30 protein-coding genes, 1 pseudogene and 1 riboswitch are annotated in these 21602 nt (G+C 49.4%); of the genes and pseudogenes, 28 read left to right on the top strand and 3 right to left on the bottom strand.

The features are described from left to right. Positions 1-8 precede the first annotated feature (8 nt). The 24 genes from rplB (at position 9) to rplQ (ending at position 11592) form a co-directional block, all read left to right on the top strand. On the top strand, positions 9-836 hold the full coding sequence (gene rplB / locus BTA35_RS14980; RefSeq protein ID WP_078320630.1) for a 50S ribosomal protein L2: 828 nt from the start codon (positions 9-11) through the stop codon (positions 834-836). Positions 837-858: 22 nt separating this feature from the next. Further along, positions 859-1134: a 30S ribosomal protein S19 gene (gene rpsS / locus BTA35_RS14985; protein WP_078320631.1), complete on the top strand. Its 276-nt coding sequence runs from the start codon at positions 859-861 to the stop codon at positions 1132-1134. A gap of 17 nt (positions 1135-1151) precedes the next feature. After that, the gene (gene rplV / locus BTA35_RS14990) at positions 1152-1484 is read left to right on the top strand and encodes a 50S ribosomal protein L22 (protein WP_078320632.1); all 333 of its coding nucleotides are present in this window, start codon (positions 1152-1154) and stop codon (positions 1482-1484) included. A gap of 11 nt (positions 1485-1495) precedes the next feature. After that, positions 1496-2176 carry a 30S ribosomal protein S3 gene (gene rpsC / locus BTA35_RS14995; RefSeq protein WP_078320633.1) on the top strand — a complete coding sequence of 227 codons (681 nt, stop codon included), beginning with the start codon at positions 1496-1498 and terminating at the stop codon, positions 2174-2176. A 10-nt stretch (positions 2177-2186) separates the two neighbouring features. After that, the gene (gene rplP / locus BTA35_RS15000) at positions 2187-2597 is read left to right on the top strand and encodes a 50S ribosomal protein L16 (protein ID WP_078320634.1); all 411 of its coding nucleotides are present in this window, start codon (positions 2187-2189) and stop codon (positions 2595-2597) included. Further along, complete coding sequence (gene rpmC / locus BTA35_RS15005; protein ID WP_078320635.1) at positions 2597-2788, top strand: 50S ribosomal protein L29; 192 nt, start codon at positions 2597-2599, stop codon at positions 2786-2788. The genes rplP and rpmC overlap by 1 nt, the downstream gene beginning before the upstream one ends. A 1-nt stretch (position 2789) precedes the next feature. After that, positions 2790-3056: a 30S ribosomal protein S17 gene (gene rpsQ / locus BTA35_RS15010; protein ID WP_078320636.1), complete on the top strand. Its 267-nt coding sequence runs from the start codon at positions 2790-2792 to the stop codon at positions 3054-3056. Between the two features lie 52 nt (positions 3057-3108). Continuing rightward, the gene (gene rplN, locus BTA35_RS15015; RefSeq protein ID WP_078320637.1) at positions 3109-3477 is read left to right on the top strand and encodes a 50S ribosomal protein L14; all 369 of its coding nucleotides are present in this window, start codon (positions 3109-3111) and stop codon (positions 3475-3477) included. A 17-nt stretch (positions 3478-3494) separates the two neighbouring features. Further along, the gene (gene rplX, locus BTA35_RS15020) at positions 3495-3812 is read left to right on the top strand and encodes a 50S ribosomal protein L24 (RefSeq protein WP_078320638.1); all 318 of its coding nucleotides are present in this window, start codon (positions 3495-3497) and stop codon (positions 3810-3812) included. A 17-nt stretch (positions 3813-3829) separates the two neighbouring features. Then, positions 3830-4369 carry a 50S ribosomal protein L5 gene (gene rplE, locus BTA35_RS15025; protein WP_078320639.1) on the top strand — a complete coding sequence of 180 codons (540 nt, stop codon included), beginning with the start codon at positions 3830-3832 and terminating at the stop codon, positions 4367-4369. Positions 4370-4380: 11 nt separating this feature from the next. Then, complete coding sequence (gene rpsN / locus BTA35_RS15030) at positions 4381-4686, top strand: 30S ribosomal protein S14 (protein ID WP_078320640.1); 306 nt, start codon at positions 4381-4383, stop codon at positions 4684-4686. 27 nt (positions 4687-4713) lie between these two features. Then, complete coding sequence (rpsH, locus tag BTA35_RS15035) at positions 4714-5106, top strand: 30S ribosomal protein S8 (RefSeq protein WP_078320641.1); 393 nt, start codon at positions 4714-4716, stop codon at positions 5104-5106. A 9-nt stretch (positions 5107-5115) separates the two neighbouring features. After that, entirely contained in the window at positions 5116-5646 is a 531-nt protein-coding gene (rplF, locus tag BTA35_RS15040; protein ID WP_078320642.1) for a 50S ribosomal protein L6, read from the top strand. Positions 5647-5655: 9 nt separating this feature from the next. Then, the gene (gene rplR / locus BTA35_RS15045; RefSeq protein ID WP_078320643.1) at positions 5656-6006 is read left to right on the top strand and encodes a 50S ribosomal protein L18; all 351 of its coding nucleotides are present in this window, start codon (positions 5656-5658) and stop codon (positions 6004-6006) included. A gap of 11 nt (positions 6007-6017) precedes the next feature. Further along, positions 6018-6518 (top strand): 30S ribosomal protein S5, encoded by a 501-nt coding sequence (gene rpsE, locus BTA35_RS15050; protein ID WP_078320644.1) that lies wholly within the window; start codon positions 6018-6020, stop codon positions 6516-6518. Between the two features lie 2 nt (positions 6519-6520). Next, a complete protein-coding gene (rpmD, locus tag BTA35_RS15055) occupies positions 6521-6703 on the top strand; it encodes a 50S ribosomal protein L30 (RefSeq protein ID WP_036591057.1) in 183 nt (60 codons plus the stop codon). Positions 6704-6705: 2 nt separating this feature from the next. After that, a complete protein-coding gene (gene rplO / locus BTA35_RS15060; protein ID WP_078320645.1) occupies positions 6706-7140 on the top strand; it encodes a 50S ribosomal protein L15 in 435 nt (144 codons plus the stop codon). Beyond that, a complete protein-coding gene (gene secY, locus BTA35_RS15065; protein ID WP_078320646.1) occupies positions 7140-8471 on the top strand; it encodes a preprotein translocase subunit SecY in 1332 nt (443 codons plus the stop codon). Before rplO ends, secY begins: the two co-directional genes overlap by 1 nt. A gap of 22 nt (positions 8472-8493) precedes the next feature. Further along, complete coding sequence (rpmJ, locus tag BTA35_RS15070) at positions 8494-8607, top strand: 50S ribosomal protein L36 (RefSeq protein WP_028304221.1); 114 nt, start codon at positions 8494-8496, stop codon at positions 8605-8607. A 122-nt stretch (positions 8608-8729) separates the two neighbouring features. After that, positions 8730-9086 carry a 30S ribosomal protein S13 gene (gene rpsM / locus BTA35_RS15075; RefSeq protein WP_078320647.1) on the top strand — a complete coding sequence of 119 codons (357 nt, stop codon included), beginning with the start codon at positions 8730-8732 and terminating at the stop codon, positions 9084-9086. A 32-nt stretch (positions 9087-9118) separates the two neighbouring features. Beyond that, positions 9119-9505: a 30S ribosomal protein S11 gene (rpsK, locus tag BTA35_RS15080; protein WP_028301439.1), complete on the top strand. Its 387-nt coding sequence runs from the start codon at positions 9119-9121 to the stop codon at positions 9503-9505. A 13-nt stretch (positions 9506-9518) separates the two neighbouring features. Further along, complete coding sequence (gene rpsD, locus BTA35_RS15085; protein WP_078320648.1) at positions 9519-10139, top strand: 30S ribosomal protein S4; 621 nt, start codon at positions 9519-9521, stop codon at positions 10137-10139. A 40-nt stretch (positions 10140-10179) separates the two neighbouring features. Further along, complete coding sequence (locus tag BTA35_RS15090) at positions 10180-11181, top strand: DNA-directed RNA polymerase subunit alpha (protein ID WP_078320649.1); 1002 nt, start codon at positions 10180-10182, stop codon at positions 11179-11181. Between the two features lie 33 nt (positions 11182-11214). Further along, complete coding sequence (rplQ, locus tag BTA35_RS15095) at positions 11215-11592, top strand: 50S ribosomal protein L17 (RefSeq protein ID WP_078320650.1); 378 nt, start codon at positions 11215-11217, stop codon at positions 11590-11592. Positions 11593-11719: 127 nt separating this feature from the next. Here the strand turns inward: rplQ and uvrA are convergent, their stop codons facing one another. Beyond that, complete coding sequence (gene uvrA / locus BTA35_RS15100) at positions 11720-14560, bottom strand: excinuclease ABC subunit UvrA (RefSeq protein ID WP_078320651.1); 2841 nt, start codon at positions 14558-14560, stop codon at positions 11720-11722. A gap of 240 nt (positions 14561-14800) precedes the next feature. Here uvrA and BTA35_RS15105 point away from each other — a divergent pair, with 240 nt between their 5' ends. The 4 genes from BTA35_RS15105 (at position 14801) to BTA35_RS15120 (ending at position 18759) form a co-directional block, all read left to right on the top strand. Further along, a complete protein-coding gene (locus BTA35_RS15105; protein WP_338013017.1) occupies positions 14801-16165 on the top strand; it encodes an MFS transporter in 1365 nt (454 codons plus the stop codon). Positions 16166-16199: 34 nt separating this feature from the next. Then, positions 16200-16931 (top strand): single-stranded DNA-binding protein, encoded by a 732-nt coding sequence (ssb, locus tag BTA35_RS15110; RefSeq protein ID WP_078320653.1) that lies wholly within the window; start codon positions 16200-16202, stop codon positions 16929-16931. 107 nt (positions 16932-17038) lie between these two features. Next, on the top strand, positions 17039-17980 hold the full coding sequence (locus BTA35_RS15115; RefSeq protein ID WP_078320654.1) for an SDR family oxidoreductase: 942 nt from the start codon (positions 17039-17041) through the stop codon (positions 17978-17980). Beyond that, positions 17977-18759 (top strand): lysophospholipid acyltransferase family protein, encoded by a 783-nt coding sequence (locus tag BTA35_RS15120; RefSeq protein WP_078320655.1) that lies wholly within the window; start codon positions 17977-17979, stop codon positions 18757-18759. The genes BTA35_RS15115 and BTA35_RS15120 overlap by 4 nt, the downstream gene beginning before the upstream one ends. Before the next feature lie 91 nt (positions 18760-18850). Here the strand turns inward: BTA35_RS15120 and metF are convergent. Beyond that, positions 18851-19674, bottom strand: a pseudogene (gene metF, locus BTA35_RS15125) (methylenetetrahydrofolate reductase [NAD(P)H]). A 300-nt stretch (positions 19675-19974) separates the two neighbouring features. After that, positions 19975-21369: an adenosylhomocysteinase gene (gene ahcY / locus BTA35_RS15130; protein WP_274378437.1), complete on the bottom strand. Its 1395-nt coding sequence runs from the start codon at positions 21367-21369 to the stop codon at positions 19975-19977. Positions 21370-21384: 15 nt separating this feature from the next. Continuing rightward, positions 21385-21466: riboswitch (S-adenosyl-L-homocysteine riboswitch) on the bottom strand. Positions 21467-21602: the final 136 nt, after the last annotated feature.

The raw sequence follows: 21602 nt of genomic DNA on the forward strand, positions 1-21602 counted from the left end.
TTGGGACAATGGCTATTGTTAAATCTAAACCCACATCAGCAGGTCGTCGCCACGTTGTTAAAGTAGTTAACAGTGATCTGCACAAAGGTGCTCCTTATGCACCACTGCTGGCTAAAAAACAGAAGACTGGCGGACGTAACAACAACGGTCGTATCACCACTCGCCATATTGGTGGTGGTCATCGTCAACATTATCGTATGGTTGATTTCCGTCGTAACAAAGATGGTATTCCAGCGACTGTTGAACGTATTGAATACGATCCGAACCGTACTGCGCATCTTGCACTGCTGAAGTATGCAGACGGTGAACGTCGTTATGTTATTGCACCTAAAGGTGTGAAAGCGGGTGATACGGTACAATCTGGCGTTGATGCGCCGATTAAAGCGGGCAACACTCTGCCGCTGCGTAACATCCCTGTTGGTAGCGTTATACACTGTATCGAACTGAAACCAGGTAAAGGCGCACAAATTGCGCGTTCTGCTGGTGCTGCAGTTCAGCTGGTCGCTCGTGAAGGTGCTTATGCAACTCTACGTCTGCGCTCCGGTGAAATGCGTAAAGTGCTGGTTGAATGTCGTGCAACTCTGGGTGAGGTTGGTAACTCTGAACACAGTCTGCGTCGCCTGGGTAAAGCAGGTGCTAAACGCTGGCGTGGTGTTCGTCCAACTGTTCGCGGTGTTGCAATGAACCCTGTTGATCACCCACATGGTGGTGGTGAGGGTCGTACCTCTGGTGGTCGTCATCCAGTAACCCCATGGGGTGTGCCGACTAAAGGTCATAAGACACGTAAGAACAAGCGTACAGACCGACTCATTGTCCGTCGTCGCGGTTCTAAGTAACAGTTATTAAGAGGATACAGCTGTGCCACGTTCACTGAAAAAAGGTCCATTTATTGACCTGCATCTGTTGAAGAAGGTTGAAGCTGCACTGGAAAACAACGAGCGCCGTCCTATTAAGACGTGGTCTCGTCGTTCCATGATCCTGCCGGAAATGGTAGGTCTGACCATTGCAGTTCATAACGGTCGCCAGCACGTGCCTGTACTCGTCTCTGAAGAGATGGTAGGTCACAAGCTGGGTGAATTCGCTGCTACACGTACCTATCGCGGTCACGTAGTAGACAAGAAAGCCAAGCGTTAAGCCGAGGGGAATAAGAGATGGAAGTAGCCGCTAAATTACGGGGTGCTCGCTTATCCGCACAGAAGGCGCGTTTGGTAGCTGACCAGGTTCGCGGACTGCCAGTAGCAGAAGCACTGAATCTGCTAACCTTCAGCCCTAAAAAGGCTGCGGCGCTGGTTAAGAAAGTTCTTGAATCAGCCATTGCCAATGCCGAGCACAATGAAGGTGCGGATATCGACGAGCTGCGCGTATCAACGATTTTTGTTGATGAAGGTATGACCATGAAGCGTATCAGACCGCGTGCCAAGGGCCGTGCTGATCGCATTCTTAAGCGCACTTGCCATATCACGGTTAAGGTAGCAGATAAGTAGGAGACGACCAGATGGGTCAGAAAGTACATCCAACTGGCATTCGACTGGGTATTGTTAAAGATCACACTTCTACGTGGTTCGCAGAAGGTAGTGACTATGCAGATAATCTGAACAATGATCTTCAGGTTCGTTCGTTCCTGCAAGATCGTCTGAAACAGGCTTCTGTGAGCCGTATTCAGATTGAGCGCCCAGCTCAGAATGCTCGAATCACCATTCATACTGCCCGTCCGGGTATTGTGATTGGTAAGAAAGGCGAAGATGTTGAAAAACTGCGCAACGAAGTCACTAAGATGATGGGCGTGCCTGTACATATCAACATCGAAGAAGTTCGCAAACCTGAACTAGACGGCAAACTGGTAGCAGAATCTGTAGCCAGTCAGCTGGAGCGTCGTGTGATGTTCCGTCGTGCTATGAAGCGCGCGGTACAGAATGCAATGCGTCTTGGTGCCAAAGGTATCAAGATCCAGGTGTCCGGTCGTCTGGGTGGTGCTGAAATTGCACGCTCTGAGTGGTATCGCGAAGGCCGTGTGCCTCTGCACACACTGCGTGCTGACATTGACTACGCGTCTGCTGAAGCTAACACCACTTATGGTGTTATCGGTGTAAAAGTCTGGATCTTCAAAGGCGAAATCCTGGGTGGCATCGAAGAAGTTCGTGCAAAGCAGAACGCGCCTAAGAAGAAAGGCAAGTAGGAGATAGACAATGTTACAGCCAAAGCGTACCAAGTTCCGCAAGATGATGAAGGGCCGCAACCGCGGTCTGGCTCGCGGACATAATGTGAGCTTCGGTGAGTTCGGTCTGAAAGCAACAGGTCGCGGCCGTATTACCGCACGTCAGATTGAGGCGGCTCGTCGTACGATGACTCGTCACATCAAACGTGGCGGTAAAATCTGGATCCGTGTTTTTCCTGATAAGCCGATCACTGGTAAGCCTCTTGAAGTGCGTCAGGGTAAAGGTAAGGGTAATGTTGAATACTGGGTTTGCCAGATTCAACCAGGCCGTGTCCTTTATGAGATGGAAGGGGTGTCTGAACAGCTGGCTCGTGAAGCATTTACACTGGCAGCTGCTAAGCTCCCTGTGTCAACCACCTTTGTTAAGCGGACGGTGATGTAATGAAAGCAGCAGAACTACGTGAAAAGTCTGTTCAAGAGCTCAACGAACAGCTGGAAACTCTGCTTCGTGATCAGTTCAACCTGCGTATGCAGAAGGGGACTGGTCAGTTGAATCAGACTCACCTGCTGCAACAGGTTCGTCGTGACATCGCTCGCGTTAAGACTTTGCTGAAAGAAAAAGCAGGTAACTAAGATGGCTGATACAGAAAAAAATACCCGTACCGTTACCGGTAAAGTGGTAAGCAGCAAGATGGATAAGTCCATCACTGTACTGGTTGAGCGTCGCGTAGCACACCCCATCTATGGTAAGTATGTCCGTCGTTCAACCAAACTACATGTACATGATGCGGAAAACACTGCAAACATGGGTGATGTAGTAACGATCCAGGAATGTCGTCCGATTTCTAAGACTAAGACCTGGACTTTGGTGAGCATCGATGAGCGTGCTGTAGAGCTTTAAGCTCTGGCACAAATCGAAGTTTAGTTAGCGTATTTGGTTTGGAGAAGAACCGATGATTCAAACGCAAACCATGCTTGATGTGGCCGACAACAGCGGCGCTCGTCGTGTAATGTGTATTAAGGTGCTTGGTGGTTCTAAGCGTCGTTATGCACGAGTTGGTGACATCATCAAAGTTACTGTTAAGGAAGCAATTCCTCGCGGTAAGGTTAAAAAAGGTCAAGTCCTGAAGGCTGTAGTAGTTCGTACGCGTCAGGGTATTCGTCGTCCGGATGGATCTGTGATCCGTTTTGATGGTAATGCAGCAGTAATGCTCAATACCAACGATGCCCCAATCGGGACCCGTATCTTCGGCCCTGTGACACGTGAACTGCGTGGCGAAAAGTTCATGAAGATTATTTCCTTGGCGCCTGAAGTGCTGTAGGGAGCGAGAGACCGGCTATGCGTAAAATTAAACGTGAAGACGAGGTAATCGTCATTGCGGGTAAGGATAAAGGCAAGCGCGGCACCATTAAGCGTGTTCTTAAAGATGGTCGCATTGTTATTTCTGGTGTGAATATGGTTAAACGTCACACCAAACCAAACCCGATGTTAGGCACACAAGGTGGTATTGTTGAGCGCGAAGCGCCCATCCATTCATCAAATGTTGCCATTTATAACAAGGAAACCAACAAAGCAGATCGCGTTGGTTTCAAGGTCTTGGAAGATGGTTCCAAGGTTCGGATTTACAAGTCGACCCAGAAAGAGATCGACGCCTAATCGAGTCAGGTAACATCATGGCGAGACTGAAAGAGTTATATAAGTCAGAAGTTGTAGCCAAGTTGCAGGAGCAGTTTGGTTACAAAAATGTGATGCAGGTTCCCCGCATCACAAAGGTGACTCTTAACATGGGTATCGGCGATGCAACCAGCGATAAAAAGCTGGTTGACAACGCACTGGTAGACCTGGAAGCACTGAGTGGTCAGAAACCGATCGTAACTAAAGCACGCAAGTCTGTTGCTGGTTTTAAAGTACGTGAAGGTTGGCCAATTGGTTGTAAGGTCACCATGCGCGCTGATCGTATGTGGGAGTTCCTGGATCGTCTGGTAGACATTTCTATTCCGCGTGTTCGTGACTTTCGTGGTCTGAACCCGAAATCGTTCGACGGTCGTGGCAATTACAGTATGGGTGTTCGTGAACAGATCATCTTCCCTGAAATTGAATACGACAAAGTCGATCGTATCCGCGGTTTAGATATCACTATCACTACCACAGCGGAAACTAACGAGGAAGGTTTAGCACTTCTGAGTGCTTTACAGTTCCCGTTCAAGAAATAAAGGGTAGGATCATGGCTAAAGTTAGTATGGTTCAGCGCGAAACAAAGCGCGCTAAGCTGGTACAGAAGTACGCTGCAAAGCGTACTGAGTTAAAAGCTCTGATTGCTAACCCTGCGACTTCGGAAGAAGATCGTTGGGAAGCACAGCAACAGCTGCAGAAACTGCCACGTGACTCCAGCCCAGCACGCCAGCGTAACCGCTGTCGTGTGACTGGTCGTCCGCATGGCTTCTACAACAAGTTCGGCCTGAGCCGTATCAAGTTGCGTGAAGCTGCCATGCGTGGTGATGTTCCTGGCCTGCGTAAAGCAAGCTGGTAACCGCGTATATTTAGGAGCGCGAACCTAATGAGCATGCAAGATACACTGGCGGATATGTTTACTCGTATCCGTAACGCACAAATGGTAGCCAAGGAGTCCGTCTCCATGCCTTCTTCTAAGATGAAGGTTGAGCTGGCACGCGTGCTGAAGGAAGAAGGTTACATCTCAGGTTATTCTGTAGACAGTGACGTGAAACCTTCTCTGACTGTTGAACTTAAGTACTTCGAAGGCAAGCCGGTTATTGAAAAAATCGAGCGTGTTAGTAAGCCGAGTCTGCGCCAGTATAAAGGTGCTGGAGCTTTGCCGAAGGTCGAAGGTGGTTTGGGTGTAGCGATCGTGTCCACCTCTAAAGGTGTTATGACTGATCGCGCTGCACGCCAAGCCGGTGTTGGTGGCGAAGTCATCTGCACCGTATTCTAGGAGATCGAAATGTCCAGGGTAGCAAAAAGTCCTGTTGAACTGCCGAGTGGTGTTGAATTCAAGCTGGATGGCCGTCAGGTTACTGTTAAAGGTAAACTGGGTGAGCTGAAGCTGGATCTGCATGCGGACGTAGTAGTTGAACAAAACGATAACGTGCTGACCTTTGCCCCGGCGTCTGATAAAGCATCATGGGCACAGGTGGGTACCGCTCGTGCCTTGATCAACAACATGGTAGTTGGTGCTAGTGAAGGTTTCACTAAAACACTGAATATCCTAGGTGTTGGTTTCCGTGCTCAGGCTAAGGGCAGCGAACTGAACCTGTCTCTAGGTTTCTCCCACCCGGTAGATTATAAATTGCCTGAAGGTGTGAGCGCAGAGACGCCAAGTAATACTGTTATCGTACTGAAAAGTGCTGACAAGCAGATGCTGGGCCAGGTTGCTGCAGAGATTCGTGCTTACCGTCCACCTGAGCCTTATAAAGGTAAGGGTATCCGTTATGCGGACGAGCAAGTACGTCGCAAAGAAGCTAAGAAGAAGTAAGGCAGGGTTATGAGCGCTAAAAAAGAGTCTCGTTTACGTCGCGCGCGTCGTGCACGTGCCAAAATGCGTGAGCTCGGCGTACACCGCCTGTGTGTGAACCGCACCCCGCGTCACATTTATGCTCAGATCATCAGCCCAGACGGCGGCCAGGTAATGGCTGCTGCATCTACTGTAGATGCAACTCTGCGTGATGGCGCAACGGGTAACGTTGAAGCGGCAGGCAAAGTAGGCAAGCTGATTGCTGAACGCGCAAAAGAAGCAGGTGTAACTAAGGTTGCATTTGATCGCTCCGGCTATAAGTATCACGGTCGTGTAAAAGCGCTGGCAGATGCTGCCCGTGAAGGCGGTCTGGAATTCTAAGGGTAAAAGCGATGGCGAATATTGAACAGAAAGGCGGTGAGCTACAGGAACGTTTAGTTCAGGTAAACCGCGTCGCCAAGGTAGTTAAGGGTGGTCGTATCTTCGGCTTCACAGCTCTGACTGTCGTTGGTGATGGCAATGGCCGTGTTGGCTTTGGCCGTGGTAAAGCTCGCGAAGTTCCTGTTGCTATTCAAAAAGCAATGGAACAAGCACGCCGTAATATGGTGCAAGTTCAGCTTGACGGCAACACGCTGCAGTATCCTGTAAAAGCACGTCATGGTGCTTCTAAGGTTTACATGCAGCCAGCATCTGAAGGTACCGGTGTAATTGCTGGTGGTGCGATGCGTGCTGTACTGGAGCTTGCTGGTGTACAAAACGTTCTGGCTAAATGCTATGGCTCTACTAACCCAGTGAACGTTGTTCGTGCGACTGTTAAAGGTCTGGCGGACATGAACGCTCCTGAAGATGTAGCAGCTAAGCGTGGCAAGACTGTTGAGCAAATTCTGGGGTAAGTATCATGGCAAAAATCAAGGTAACTCTTACCCGTAGTCCGATCGGTATCCTGCCTAAGCACAAGCTTTGTGTAAAAGGTCTGGGTCTGCGCCGTATCGGTCACACAGTTGAGCTGGAAGATACACCATCCGTTCGCGGTATGATCAACAAGGTTAATTACCTTGTACGTGTTGAGGGAGAGTAATCATGAATCTGAATACTCTGAGCCCGGCTCCGGGTTCCAAGCCAGCTAAGAAACGTGTTGGTCGTGGCATCGGTAGCGGTCTGGGTAAGACCGGTGGCCGTGGTCACAAAGGTCAGAAATCCCGTTCCGGCGGTTCTGTAAAACCAGGGTTTGAAGGTGGTCAGATGCCACTGCAGCGTCGTCTGCCAAAATTTGGTTTCACTTCCCGTCAGGCTGCTTTTAAAGCTGAGGTTCGTCTTCACGAACTGGCTAAAGTGGAAGCAGATGTGGTTGATATCGCTGCTCTTAAGCAAGCTGACATCATCAAAGATAACATCGAACGTGTTCGCGTTATCTTGTCTGGCGAGATTGACAAAGCAGTTACTGTAAGTGGCCTTGAAGTAACAAAAGGCGCACGTGCAGCAATTGAAGCCGCAGGCGGAAAGGTCGAAGAATAATGGCTAAATCAGGATCAGTACCAGCAGGTGCACAAAAAGGTTTGGCGGAGCTTTGGTCCCGTCTTCGGTTTGTGTTTATCGCCATCGTGGTTTACCGCATCGGCGCACATATTCCTGTTCCTGGTATCAATCCTGAGAGACTGGCTGCTTTATTCCAGCAGAGTGAAGGTACCATCCTGAGTTTGTTCAATATGTTCTCAGGTGGTGCCCTCGAACGCATGTCGATCCTGGCGTTGGGTATTATGCCCTACATTTCTGCCTCGATTATCATGCAGCTGCTGACGGTGGTTTCCCCGACTCTTGAACAACTCAAGAAAGAAGGGGAAGCCGGCCGTCGTAAAATCAATCAATACACCCGCTACGGCACAGTTGTGTTGGCAACGGTACAATCGATTGGTATGGCAGTTGGTCTTGCTAGTCAGGGCGTCGCTTTTGCGGCGGATTTCAGCTTCTACTTTGTAGCAGTTGTTACCCTGGTTTCAGGTGCGATATTCCTGATGTGGCTTGGTGAGCAGGTAACTGAGCGTGGTATTGGTAATGGTATTTCCATTCTGATCTTCGCTGGTATTGTTGCTGGTTTACCAGGCGCCATTGGCCAGTCATTTGAACAGGCTCGTCAGGAGAACATCAATATCCTGGCGCTGTTAGCGATTGCCGTTCTGGCAGTACTGACTGTTGCATTTGTCGTTTTCATGGAGCGCGGCCAACGTCGCATCACTGTGAATTACGCAAAGCGTCAGCAAGGCCGTAAGGTTTTTGCTGCTCAATCCAGTCACCTGCCCCTGAAAGTGAACATGGCTGGTGTTATCCCGCCAATCTTCGCTTCCAGTATTTTGTTATTCCCTGCCTCTATTGGCCAGTGGTTTGGACAAAATGAAAGTATGGCATGGTTGCAGGAAGCCTCTTTGGCTTTAGCACCAGGTCAACCGTTGTATATCTTGCTTTTTGCGCTCAGTGTTGTATTCTTCTGCTACTTTTATACAGCACTGGTATTCAACCCCAAAGATGTCGCTGACAACCTGAAGAAATCAGGTGCGTTCATTCCTGGCATCCGTCCCGGGGAGCACTCAGCTCGCTATATTGATGGTGTAATGTCTCGCCTGACATTGTTCGGTGCGTTGTACATTACCGCTGTGTCTTTGATGCCACAGTTCCTGGTAGTTGCCTGGAGTGTACCGTTTTACTTCGGTGGTACTTCCCTGCTGATTGTTGTAGTCGTGGTCATGGACTTTATGGCTCAGGTGCAATCGCACTTGATGAGTCATCAATATGAGTCCCTGATGAAAAAATCGAACTTGAAAGGTTACGGTAGCGGCGGCATGCTGCGCTAAGACCTTAATACTGGAGTTGGTGATGAAAGTTCGTGCATCCGTAAAAAAGATCTGCCGTAACTGCAAGATCATTCGTCGCCGCGGCGCTGTGCGTGTGATCTGCACAGAGCCTAAGCACAAACAACGTCAGGGCTAATCCTGACCTTGGGTTACGAAAGGCGATACTCCTTGATATTACTGATATCAAGGAGTATTCTTTTGCGCCCTTCGTAGACAATAAACTGAAAGAGCGATTGCTCGTATATCGGAGATAGCTGAATGGCCCGTATTGCAGGTGTCAATATTCCCGACAATAAGCATGCGGTGATCTCGCTGACCTATATCTATGGTATTGGTGGAACCACTGCTAAAAGCATTCTTGCTGCAGTAGGTGTTGAGCCTACCACTAAGATTGCAGAATTGTCTGAAGACGTTCTCGACCAGGTTCGTAATGAGGTAGGCAAGTACACTGTAGAAGGTGATCTGCGCCGCGAAATTAGCATGAATATCAAGCGTCTGATGGACCTTGGTTGCTATCGTGGTCTGCGTCATCGTCGTAGCCTTCCCGTTCGCGGTCAGCGCACCAAGACTAACGCGCGTACTCGTAAAGGTCCGCGTAAACCGATTCGCAAGTAATTTTGTGAAGCTTTTTACAGGAAACATACATTATGGCTAACCCAGCACGTAACCGTAAAAAAGTTAAAAAGACTGTTGTGGATGGTGTAGCACACATCCACGCATCTTTTAACAATACGATTGTTACGATTACTGACCGCCAGGGCAACACCCTTTCATGGGCAACTGCCGGTGGTTCGGGTTTTCGTGGTTCTCGTAAGAGTACCCCGTTCGCAGCTCAAGTAGCTAGTGAACGTGCTGCAACTGCAGCAGCCGAATATGGTGTTAAAAACGTTGATGTTTTAGTTAAGGGTCCAGGACCAGGCCGTGAGTCTGCTGTTCGTGCACTTAACGCTGCTGGCTTCAAAGTTGGCAACATTACTGACGTGACACCTATTCCGCACAACGGTTGTCGCCCACCCAAGAAACGTCGTGTATAAGGAGGCGGTTTAGATGGCACGTTATATTGGCCCTAAGTGCAAGCTTTCACGTCGTGAGGGCGTAGACTTATTTCTGAAAAGTGGTGTAACCGCTTTTGATAATAAGTGCAAATCAGAAACGGCTCCTGGCCAACATGGTCAGCGTCGCGGACGTCTGTCTGAGTACGGTCTGCAGCTGCGTGAAAAGCAGAAAGTTCGTCGCATGTACGGCGTTCTTGAAAAGCAGTTCCGTAACTACTACAAAGAAGCAGCCCGTTTGAAGGGTGCTACTGGTGAAAACCTGCTGCAGCTTCTGGAAAGTCGTCTGGACAACGTAATTTATCGTATGGGCTTTGGCTCCACTCGCGCTGAAGCACGTCAGCTTGTTAGCCACAAGGCTATCCAGGTAAATGGCCGCACGGTGAACATCGCTTCTTACCAAGTTAAAGCAGGTGATGTTGTTTCAGTTCGTGAGAAAGCAAAGAACCAGCTGCGTATTCAGAACGCACTGCAATTAGCTTCTCAACGTACTGACGTACAGTGGGTTGATGTTGATAACAAAAAGATGGAAGGCACGTTCAAATCTAAACCTGAGCGTACTGAGCTATCTGCAGATATCAACGAGTCCCTGATTGTTGAGCTGTACTCCAAGTAATCTCTGAGTATTCATCTGGCAGCTAAGTAAAGGTAGTTCTATGCAGCGTTCAGTGACAGAATTTCTACGTCCACGCGAAATCAAGGTCGAAGAAGTAAGCGCTACTCGTGCGAAAGTAATTCTCGAACCATTTGAGCGTGGCTATGGTCACACTCTGGGTAATGCTCTACGTCGTATTCTCTTGTCCTCTATGCCGGGTTGTGCCGTTGTAGAAGCTGAGATTGAAGGCGTTCTGCATGAGTACAGTGCGGTTGAAGGTGTTCAGGAAGATGTTATTGAGATCCTTCTGAACCTGAAAGATGTTGCAATTCTGTTGCACGGCCGCGATGAAGCTGTACTGACGCTGAATAAGAAAGGTCCTGGTGCAGTGACGGCTGGTGATATCCAGCTGGATCATGATGTTGAAATCGTTAATCCAGAGCACGTGATTGCTCACCTGAATGATGCTGCTGAAATTAAAATGCAGCTTCGTATTCAGCGTGGTCGTGGTTACGAGCCGGCTGATGCACGCCAATCCCCTGAAGACGAAAGCCGTTCTATTGGCCGTCTGCAGCTGGATGCGACCTTCAGCCCGGTACGTCGTGTGTCTTATGTTGTCGAAAGCGCTCGCGTTGAACAGCGTACGGATCTCGACAAATTGATTATCGATCTGGAAACAGATGGCACTTTAGATCCTGAAGAGGCTATCCGTCGTTCCGCGACTATCCTTCAGGAGCAGTTGGCTGCCTTTGTTGATCTTGAGACTGACAAAGAGCAAGAACCTGAAGAAGAGGAAGATCAAATTGATCCGATTCTTCTGCGTCCGGTTGATGATCTGGAACTGACTGTTCGCTCTGCAAACTGTCTGAAAGCCGAGAACATTTACTACATTGGTGACCTGATCCAGCGCACTGAAGTAGAACTGCTGAAGACCCCTAACCTTGGTAAGAAGTCTCTGACTGAAATCAAGGACGTTCTGGCGTCTCGCGGTTTGTCTCTGGGCATGCGGTTGGAAAACTGGCCGCCAGCAAGTTTGAAGGGTGACGATAAGGCTTCTGCCTGATTCAGTCATCACGGTTTGGTAAGGAACTGAAAAATGCGTCATCGTAAGAGTGGTCGTAAATTTAATCGTAATAGTTCACACCGTAAGGCTATGTTCAAGAACATGGTTGTTTCTCTGGTTGAACATGAACTGATTAAAACTACACTGCCTAAAGCTAAAGAACTGCGTGGCCACATTGAGCCACTGATCACTTTGGCAAAGAACGACTCTGTTGCAAATCGCCGTCTGGCATTTGCTCGTACTCGTTCTGATGCAGCTGTAGGCAAGCTGTTTACTGATCTGGGTCCTCGTTACCAGAATCGTCCTGGCGGTTATGTTCGCATTCTGAAATGCGGCTTCCGTGCTGGCGACAACGCGCCTATGGCGTACGTTGAACTGGTTGATCGTCCAGTAGCAGCTGAAGAAGAGTAAGTTTTACTCTCTTCCCAAAACCGGCCTAAGGGCCGGTTTTTTTATGCCTGAAATTAATGATTTACTCGCCACTTCCGCGACAAAAAAAGCCGCATCTTAGTGCGGCTCTTGTAAGGCTGGCTTACTGTCAAACCTGTGTATTATTTTTTCGCAGCAATGGAGCCAGGAAACGCCCAGTATGGGAGTGTTCCATTTTTGCGAGTTGCTCCGGCGTGCCTTCTGCGATAATTTGCCCGCCACCACTGCCACCTTCAGGGCCAAGGTCTATTAACCAATCTGCCGTCTTAATGACATCCAGGTTATGCTCAATAACCACCAGTGTATTACCGTGATCTCTCAGTCGCTGAAGTACGGTTAATAGCTGTTGGATATCTGCAAAATGAAGACCTGTCGTTGGTTCATCAAGAATATAGATGGTCTGACCTGTATCCCGCTTCGAAAGCTCTTTCGCCAGCTTCACCCGCTGAGCCTCGCCGCCGGATAAGGTGGTTGCGCTTTGACCCAGGCGGATATAGGAGAGTCCCACATCAATCAGAGTTTGTAGTTTACGGGCCAGAGCCGGTACTGCGCTGAAGAACTCAAGGGCATCTTCCATGGTCATATCTAATACTTCATGGATAGTCTTACCTTTATAGCGGACCTCCAGTGTTTCCCTGTTGTAACGCTTGCCGTGGCAGACATCACAAGGTACATAGATATCTGGCAGAAAGTGCATTTCAACTTTTATTAAGCCATCACCCTGGCAGGCTTCACAGCGGCCTCCTTTGACATTGAAACTAAAACGACCCGGCTTATAGCCTCTGGATCTGGCTTCCTGTGTCCCGGCAAAAAGCTCACGAATAGGTGTAAACAGTCCGGTATATGTGGCCGGGTTTGATCGAGGTGTCCGGCCAATGGGGCTTTGGTCGATATCGATGACCTTGTCGAAAAGATCCAAGCCTTCGATACTGTCATACTCAGCCGGATTTAATGTTGTATTACGGTTGAGTTCCCGGGCCAGAATCGGGTACAGGGTTCCGTTGATCAGAGTAGATTTACCTGAGCCGGAAACACCTGTAATACAGGTTAAAAGCCCGGCTGAAATGGTGAGATCTACGGCTCTCAGATTATTGCCATTAGCGCCTTTAAGTTTTAATTGTTGCTCAGGGTGTGCAGGGATACGGATTTTTGGCACCGCGATCTCTTTTTGGCCACTAAGGTACTGACCGGTGACGGATTCAGGGTTAGCGATAACCTCTTCCGGGGTTCCGGCGGCAATAACCTGTCCACCATGCACCCCGGCACCAGGGCCGATATCCAGTAGATAATCAGCGCTGCGGATCGCATCTTCATCATGCTCAACCACAATCACGGTATTGCCCAAATCACGAAGGTGGGTCAGTGTTTTGATAAGGCGTTCATTGTCACGCTGGTGCAGACCGATAGATGGCTCATCCAGAATATACATCACGCCGACAAGGCCTGCCCCTATCTGGCTTGCCAGACGAATTCTTTGGGCTTCTCCACCGGAAAGGGTGTCAGCACTTCGCTCCAGGGTCAGATAATCGAGCCCCACATTCACGAGGAACTGCAGGCGCTGCCGTATTTCAGATAGAATTTTGTCTGCGATCTCGCCTTTACGGCCTTCCAGTGCCAGCTCACCATAGTAGTTATATGCTTCGCCAATAGGCAGACGAACAATATCCTGAATATGCCTGTCTGCAATGCTCACGTATCGTGCTTCTTCCCGGAGTCGGGCGCCGTGGCAGGAAGGGCAGGGTTGAATGCTGAGATATTTGGCAAGCTCTTCCCTCACCATCTGTGACTCTGTTTCCCGGTAGCGGCGTTCCATATTGGGTATGACGCCTTCAAAAGGATGTGACCGGGTTACCTTATCGCCGCGATCATTGATATAGATGAATTCGACCTTAGTTGCCCCAGTGCCGTACAGCACAAAGTTCTTATGCTCTTCATCAAGGTCTTTCCAGGGCGTCTCCAGTTTAAAGCCAAACTGCCCGGCGACGGATGACAGCATTGAAAAGTAATAAACGCTTCCACGGTCCCAGCCCCGAATAACACCTTCTGCCAGGCTGAGTTCGGGGTTGGTAATCAGTTTTTCCTGATTAAAGAATTGGTGTGTGCCAAGGCCATCACAGGTGGGGCAGGCACCGGCTGGATTGTTAAAAGAGAAAAGCCTTGGCTCAAGATCCTGAATAGCATAACCACACTCGGGGCAGGCAAACTTAGATGAGAAGCTGATGTCTTTATGCTCACCATCCATGAAGTGGATAATAGCCAGTCCATCTGCCAGCTGTAGCGCCGTCTCGAAAGATTCTGCCAGGCGCTGTTGTTGGTCAGGGCGAACTTTAATGCGGTCAACTACAATTTCCAGTGTGTGCTTTTTGTTCTTATCAAGCGTAGGTGTATCGTCCAGCTCATAAACTTTGCCATCGATGCGAATGCGGACAAATCCCTGGCTTTTTAACTCATTCAGAAGGTTAAGATGCTCGCCTTTACGGGCGCGAACAACCGGAGCCAGCAGCATCAGCTTACTGCCTTCCGGCAAAGCCAGCACATGGTCCACCATCTGACTGACCTCCTGGGCTTCGAGTGCCAGGTTATGTGTTGGGCAGTGGGGGGTACCCGCGCGGGCGAACAAAAGGCGCAGGTAGTCATAGATCTCTGTGATGGTTCCCACCGTAGAACGAGGGTTGTGAGATGTTGATTTCTGCTCAATGGAGATGGCTGGAGACAGCCCCTCAATATGATCAACATCCGGCTTCTCCATCATAGAGAGGAACTGGCGGGCGTATGTGGAAAGCGACTCAACGTAGCGGCGCTGACCCTCTGCATAGAGCGTATCAAAGGCAAGAGATGATTTACCTGAACCGGATAACCCGGTGATCACCACTAATTTGTCTCTTGGGATTTCTATATTGACGTCTTTCAGGTTATGAGTACGTGCGCCGCGAACCAGTATCTTATCCATGGACCTTCCGCTGTAACTTAAATCAGATGGCATTGATGAAATGGAGGTGCACCAATGTTGTAGGGCTAAGCATTATAGAGAGACACCGGATGTTAGAACAGGGCATGAGTAAAACCGTCCTATGAATTTTATCGAGGTGGTAATACCCCCCTTATCAGGAGTAAAATGTTCGGCTATTCAAAGCGGGTGCCAGGCAGGCGCCGGTACTTTCTATTGTGCATAATGGGGTATATGAGCCGGATGAGTATTGAGGTGATGACAACCGGTGAACGACGGGCGGTTACCGGCCTGGCGGGCTTATATGTATTGCGTATGCTGGGTCTGTTTATGGTGCTCCCGGTTCTCTCAATCTATAGCTCAGATCTTGAAGGTGCTACTCCAGCGCTGATTGGTATGGCGATTGGTGGCTATGGACTGACCCAGGCTCTTCTGCAGATCCCCTTTGGTTTTTTGTCCGATAAGATTGGGCGAAAGACCGTGATTGTTTTTGGCCTGCTGTTATTTATTGCAGGCAGTGTTGTCGCCGCAATGTCGGAGTCAATCTATGGCGTTATTATTGGCCGTTGTCTGCAGGGTAGTGGCGCGATTGCCAGTAGTGTGATGGCTTTGTTGTCTGATCTGACCCGTGAACAGATGCGAATGAGAGCGATGGCTGTTGTGGGGATCAGTATCGGTATTTCATTTTCTGTTGCCCTTGTTCTTGGCCCTATTATTTCGCAACCTTTTGGTCTGGAGGGGCTGTTTTGGTTTACTGCAGTTCTGGCGAGTATGGGGCTTGCGGTTATCTGGAAGTGGGTGCCCACTCCTCAGCGTTATGATCAGCATCGGGACACAGGTGTTCAGAAAGGCCAGCTGAAAAAGATTCTGAAGCATCCTGAACTCTTGCGTTTGGATTTTGGTATTTTTATTCTACATCTGATAATGACCGCAACTTTTGTCGTGATTCCTCTTCGTATGTTAGAGCTGGAGTTACTGGCGCAGCATCATTGGATGGTCTACTTGCCGATTATGATTCTGTCTTTCCTGGCCATGATTCCTTTTATTATCGTGGCTGAAAAGAAGCGCAAAATGAAACCGATTTTTATTTTTGCGATTATCCTGGTAGCGGTTTCTCAACTAATGATGGGGAGCCTGACAGCAGAAAGCCGCTCTGCCCTTTTTGTATTTCTGTTTATTTATTTTATGGCTTTCAATTTGCTGGAGGCCAGTCTTCCCTCTCTGGTCAGTAAAATTTCCCCAGCGGGTCAGAAAGGTGCTGCCATGGGCGTTTATTCGAGCAGTCAGTTCATGGGGGCCTTTGTGGGCGGTGCCGCTGGCGGCTGGCTCTATGGTGCGTGGGGCATTGATGCGGTATTAATAGTTTGTGGTGTTTTAGCGCTTATATGGGCTGTGGTTGTATTTCCCATGGCAACACCAAAACATCTGACGAGTAAGGCGGTATCTCTGCCTGAGCACTGGTCGGATGATGCAGATGGTTTTGTGAAACGCCTATTGGCTTTGCCAGGTGTAGAGGAGGTTGTTGTCATCGCAGATGAAAAAGCAGCCTATATGAAAATCGATAAAGCTCAATTTGATGATCAGGCTCTGGCTGCGGCTATCGCCTGATATCATTCTGAATACAGAATTTTTGGAGTAAATTATGTCCCGTGGTATCAATAAAGTTATTCTGGTCGGTAATCTCGGGCAGGACCCTGAGGTACGTTATCTTCCCAATGGCGGTGCCGTTGCCAATATAACTTTGGCAACCAGTGAAAGCTGGATGGATAAAAACAGTGGTCAGCGCCAGGAAAAAACGGAATGGCACCGTGTTGTTTTTTTCGGCAAGCTGGCGGACATCGTCAGTCAATATGTGAAAAAAGGTTCTAAGCTGTACGTCGAAGGCAAACTGCAAACGCGTAAGTGGCAGGACCAGAATGGTAATGATAAATACACCACAGAGGTTGTTGTCGATGGGTTCAGCGGCCAGATGCAGATGCTGGATGGTCGCGGTGATAATAGTGGTTACAATAATGGCGGCTCGAATATGTCGGGTGCCTCGAACCAGGGTGGAATGGGCGGCAATCCGGGCGGTTATGGCAATAACCCAGTTGCCCAGCCCATGGGACAACCCGCGCAGAATAATTTCCAGCAGCAGGCACCGCAGCAATCTGCGGCACCATATCAGCAACCGGATTACAGTCAGGCTGCACCGCAACAAGCTGCACCACAGCAGTCCGCTCCGCAGCAACAGGCTCAACGCCCAGCACCTCAGCAGCAATCTGCTCCGGCACCACAACAGCCCCCTCAGCAGCCACAAGGCGGAAACTTTGGCTCACCTGCCAGCTCTCCGGCCCAGAGTTTCGATGATTTTGACGACGATATTCCATTCTAGTTTTGATCGTCTTCAGGATAATCTGAAAGCAAAGGCACGTTTGGGCGATCAACGTTTTATTCGTGCCTTTACCTGAATATGAGCGGCCATGGGAGCGGCAGAGAACAATGCATATCTTTTTAACCGAGAGTGAGTCCAGCCTGGCCAAGGGCTTTCTCAGCTATGCCCAAGGTATTTGTGGATTACATTGCAATGTTTTTCAGGGGGATACAGGTGATGTAGCTGAACTGCAACGTCAACTGACTGCGGCGTCTCCTGATTTTATAGTCAATACACTCCAGTTTGATGACCTGAGCAAGATTGAGCAGTCCCCGGATCTTGCCTGGCAGCTGAATGCTATTTTGCCGGACCATCTGGCTCATATCAGTCTTGACCTGGGCGCGGCCCTGATCCATATCTCCTCTGATGAAGTGATTGGTGATGTGCGCAATGGCGCGTTTCAGGAGAAAGATACGGTGCACCCGCTAAACACCTATGGTGAAACTAAATGGCAGGGCGAAGAAGCCGTACGACAGCTGCTTAAGCGTCATATTATTTTGCGCCTTGGCGTGCTTTTTGACGGTGAGCCCTATGACGGGACCTCTTCTGAAGGTTGGCTTCAGGCTATTCTGGCCGAGGCCCGGATGCCTCAGGATCTTCAGGAGGCAGCCGACATCAGTCTATCGCCCACTGCCATTAGCGATGCCTGCCGGGTTATCGTCGCCATCATTCAGCAACTGGATGCCGGAGCAGATTGTTGGGGAACCTACCATTATGCCGGCGTTGAGCCGATTAGCCGTGCAAACTTTGCTGAACAGGTTATCGAGCTGGCTCAGGAACGTGAGTTACTGACAGGGGCTGAAATGGTTCGGGGTGTGTCTGCAATGGCGATGGGCCTGGCTGGTAAGCAAGCTTTGCACCGTGAGATGAATTGCCAGAAGATTATGGATCATTACGGTATCAAACAACGTAGTTGGCGCCCCGCGCTGGTTGAGGCGATTGAGAAAATTGCTGACCAGGCTCTGGCCGACCAGCAGGTTGCTGATGAGAACGAGGAACCTTCCGCATGATTACGGCCATAAGGGCCATTGTTTTCTACCTGGGTTATATTTTTGCTCTGATTTTTACCAGTTGCGTCTCTACGCCACTGAGTTTTTTTCTGCCCTTCAAAACCAAGGCATGGATGATTACCCGGTTTAACTGGTTTGTGTTGTTATGGTTGCGTATTACCTGTGGTATCCGGACTGAGGTTGAAGGTCTGGAGAATCTGCCTAAAGGTCAGCCGATGGTGATTTTGAGCAATCACCAGTCGGAATGGGAAACCATATATCTGCAACTGGTGGCGCAGCCTATGAGTACAGTACTTAAGCGCGAGCTGCTGAAAATCCCTTTTTTTGGTTGGGGGCTGAAGGCCCTGAACCCCATTGCAGTTGATCGCGGAAAGCCCGCTGCGGCTATGAAGCAGGTACTAAAGCAGGGTAAAGCCCGGCTGACAGAGGGGATGTCTGTTTTGGTCTTCCCTGAAGGAACCCGAACCCAGCCCGGTACCCGTGGGAATCACAAAAAAGGCGGTGCCATGCTGGCGACTAACTCGGGGGTGCCGATTTTACCCGTGGCCCATAATGGTGGAGAACACTGGACATCCAGCCCGCTACAGAAAAAGTCAGGAACGATACGGGTCATTTTTGGGCCTCTGATACAGACTGAAGGCCGCCATGTGAACGATGTGCACGCCGAAGTGACACAATGGCTGGAAAGTCAGGTTGACCGGATCTCAGAGTTACCCGTACCGGCAAGAGAGGAGACCGCTATCACTCCATCTTCAGACGGGTCGAAAACACCATCTTAACAGCAATAAAAAACCGATCTGCAAGTATGCACTTGCAGATCGGATAAATATTGCGACAAACAACAAGAAAAGAGAGACAGGCTACAAAATCTTAAAGTCCAAGGTTTTTACAGATTGCGCGATTGGGTTCAGTCTGGTTCATGGTGTAGAAATGAAGACTTGGGGCTCCTCCTGCAATCAGCCTTTCGCACATACGGGTAATCACCTCTTCACCAAACTGGCGGATGCTGGCGCTGTCATCAGCGTAAGACTCTAACTGCTTACGAACCCAACGCGGGATTTCAGCACCGCAGGCATCACTGAAGCGTGCCAGGCTGCTGTAGTTCGTGATCGGCATAATACCCGGAATAACCGGAATCTCGATACCCAGCTTCTGGCAGCGCTCAACATAGTAGAAGTAGCTGTCCGCATTAAAAAAGTACTGAGTAATCGCGCTGTTAGCTCCGTCTTTTTAAAGTTGAGCAAGTCTGCCTCAAAGCTCGCCGCCTGTGGATGCGTTTCAGGGTATGCTGCAACCTCCAGGTGAAAGTGGTCACCGGTTTCTTTGCGGATAAACTCCACGAGCTCATTGGCGTAACGCAGCTCACCGGGGGAACCCATTCCGGATGGTAAGTCACCCCGAAGGGCAACAATACGGTCGATGCCTTTTTCAATATAGAAGTTCAGCAACTCCCGCAGGCTTTCGGTACTGCTGCCAACGCAGGACAGGTGCGGGGCAGTATTGATTCCAGCTTCGCGCATCTCCTGAACGGTATTGATGGTGCGTTCCTGGGTGGAACCTCCGGCACCGTAAGTTACTGAGAAAAAAGCCGGGTTCATTGCCGCCAGTTCATCCCGAACAACACGTAGCTTTTCCTGGCCTTGTGGGGTTTTAGGTGGGAAAAATTCAAAACTGATATCGACTGGCTGGCTCATGGCTATATTCCAAAAAAGTTTGTTTGCTTAGTTTCTTATTACTTTTTACAGAGTTTACAGCTATGGTGCCAGTGAAAGTTTTTTCTATCTTTATGAGTAAAACTCATAGAAAAGAAAAACTGCGGTAAACTAATTACTTAAAAGCCGGATTGACCTCTGGTTTAGGGACATCTTTTAGCTTAGTTGGTGATTAAAGCAGGTATAAAAAAGCCCCGAAGATTTATCCGTAGAGGATAAATACCGCGGGGCTGATAGTACGAATCCGGTCAGACCATCAGGATTAATGATCTTTCCCGTGAATTAGTACTTATAGCTTTCCGGTTTGAACGGGCCTTTAACAGGAACGCCGATGTAGCCAGCCTGCTCTTCAGACAGCTGGGTAATCACACCGCTGAAGCCTTCAACCATGTAGCGTGCAACTTCTTCGTCCAACTGTTTCGGCAGAACTTCAACGGTGATGTTCGCCGCTTTTTCTTCTGCAGGCAGATTAGCAAAACCCGCTTTGTACAGGTGGATCTGAGCCAGCACCTGGTTGGCAAAAGAGCCATCCATAATACGGGATGGGTGACCGGTGGCGTTACCCAGGTTCACCAGACGGCCTTCAGATAGCAGAATCAGATAGTCATCGCTGTCTAAGTTGATGTCGCTGCCTGGTTTTGCATCGCGGAAGACACGGTGTACTTGAGGTTTAACTTCATCCCAAGCCCAGTTTTCACGCATGTACGCGGTATCGATCTCGTTATCAAAGTGGCCGATGTTACATACCACAGCGCCTTTTTTCAGGGCTTTTAGCATGCTGGCATTACAGACGTTGTAGTTACCGGTTGTGGTAACGATCAGGTCTGTTTTCTGTAGCAGCGGTGCATTGATAGAGGCATCTGTACCGTCAAACTTGCCGTTGATAAACGGAGAAACCACTTCGAAACCGTCCATGCAAGCTTGCATAGCACAGATAGGATCAACCTCGGTTACCGAAACGATCATGCCTTCCTGGCGTAGGGAGGCCGCAGAGCCTTTACCAACATCGCCGTAGCCAACAACCAAGGCTTTCTTACCCGATAGCAGGTGGTCGGTACCACGCTTGATGGCATCGTTTAGAGAGTGACGACAGCCATACTTGTTGTCGTTTTTGGATTTGGTTACCGCATCGTTTACATTGATTGCAGGAACCTTCAGAGTGCCTTTCTGCATCATTTCGATCAGGCGATGAACACCTGTGGTGGTTTCTTCAGAAACACCGTGGATGCTGTCCAGCATCGCCGGATATTTTTCGTGGATCAGAGCCGTCAGATCGCCACCGTCATCCAGCAGGATATTTGCATCCCAAGGGCTGCCATCTTTGTTGATGGTTTGTTCCAGACACCAAACGTACTCGTCTTCAGTCTCACCTTTCCATGCGAATACAGGAATCTCTTGTGCCGCGATAGCAGAGGCCGCGTGATCCTGCGTAGAGAAGATGTTGCACGAAGACCAGCGAACTTCAGCACCCAGTGCGACCAGAGTTTCGATCAGAACCGCAGTCTGAATGGTCATGTGAATACAGCCGATGATTTTTGCACCGGCAAGTGGTTGCTCTGCACGGTACTTTTCACGGATCGCCATCAGCGCAGGCATTTCAGATTCTGCGATGCGGATCTCGTTACGGCCATAGTCAGCAAGAGTGATATCAGCGACTTTATAGTCAGTGAAGCTCATAGGTTTCTCCATTCGGATGAATGGGCGCCCTTGCAATTAAAGTTGGCACGAGACTGAGCGTAGCGGAGAAGGCTCCGTTGCAGCGCCCCTCAGTATCGTGTGCGTGTCGCCGCCGGAATTGCCAGAAGCGACCATCTGTCAGAAAACTGTTTTAAAACAGTGAACCAACAGACCAAAAATCAGATGCAGCAAAGCAGGAGCGAGCTCCTGCTTTGGGGTGTGCCGGTGTCGTA

This window comes from Oceanospirillum linum, from assembly GCF_001995095.2.
Classification (GTDB): Bacteria; Pseudomonadota; Gammaproteobacteria; order Pseudomonadales; family Halomonadaceae; genus Oceanospirillum; species Oceanospirillum linum.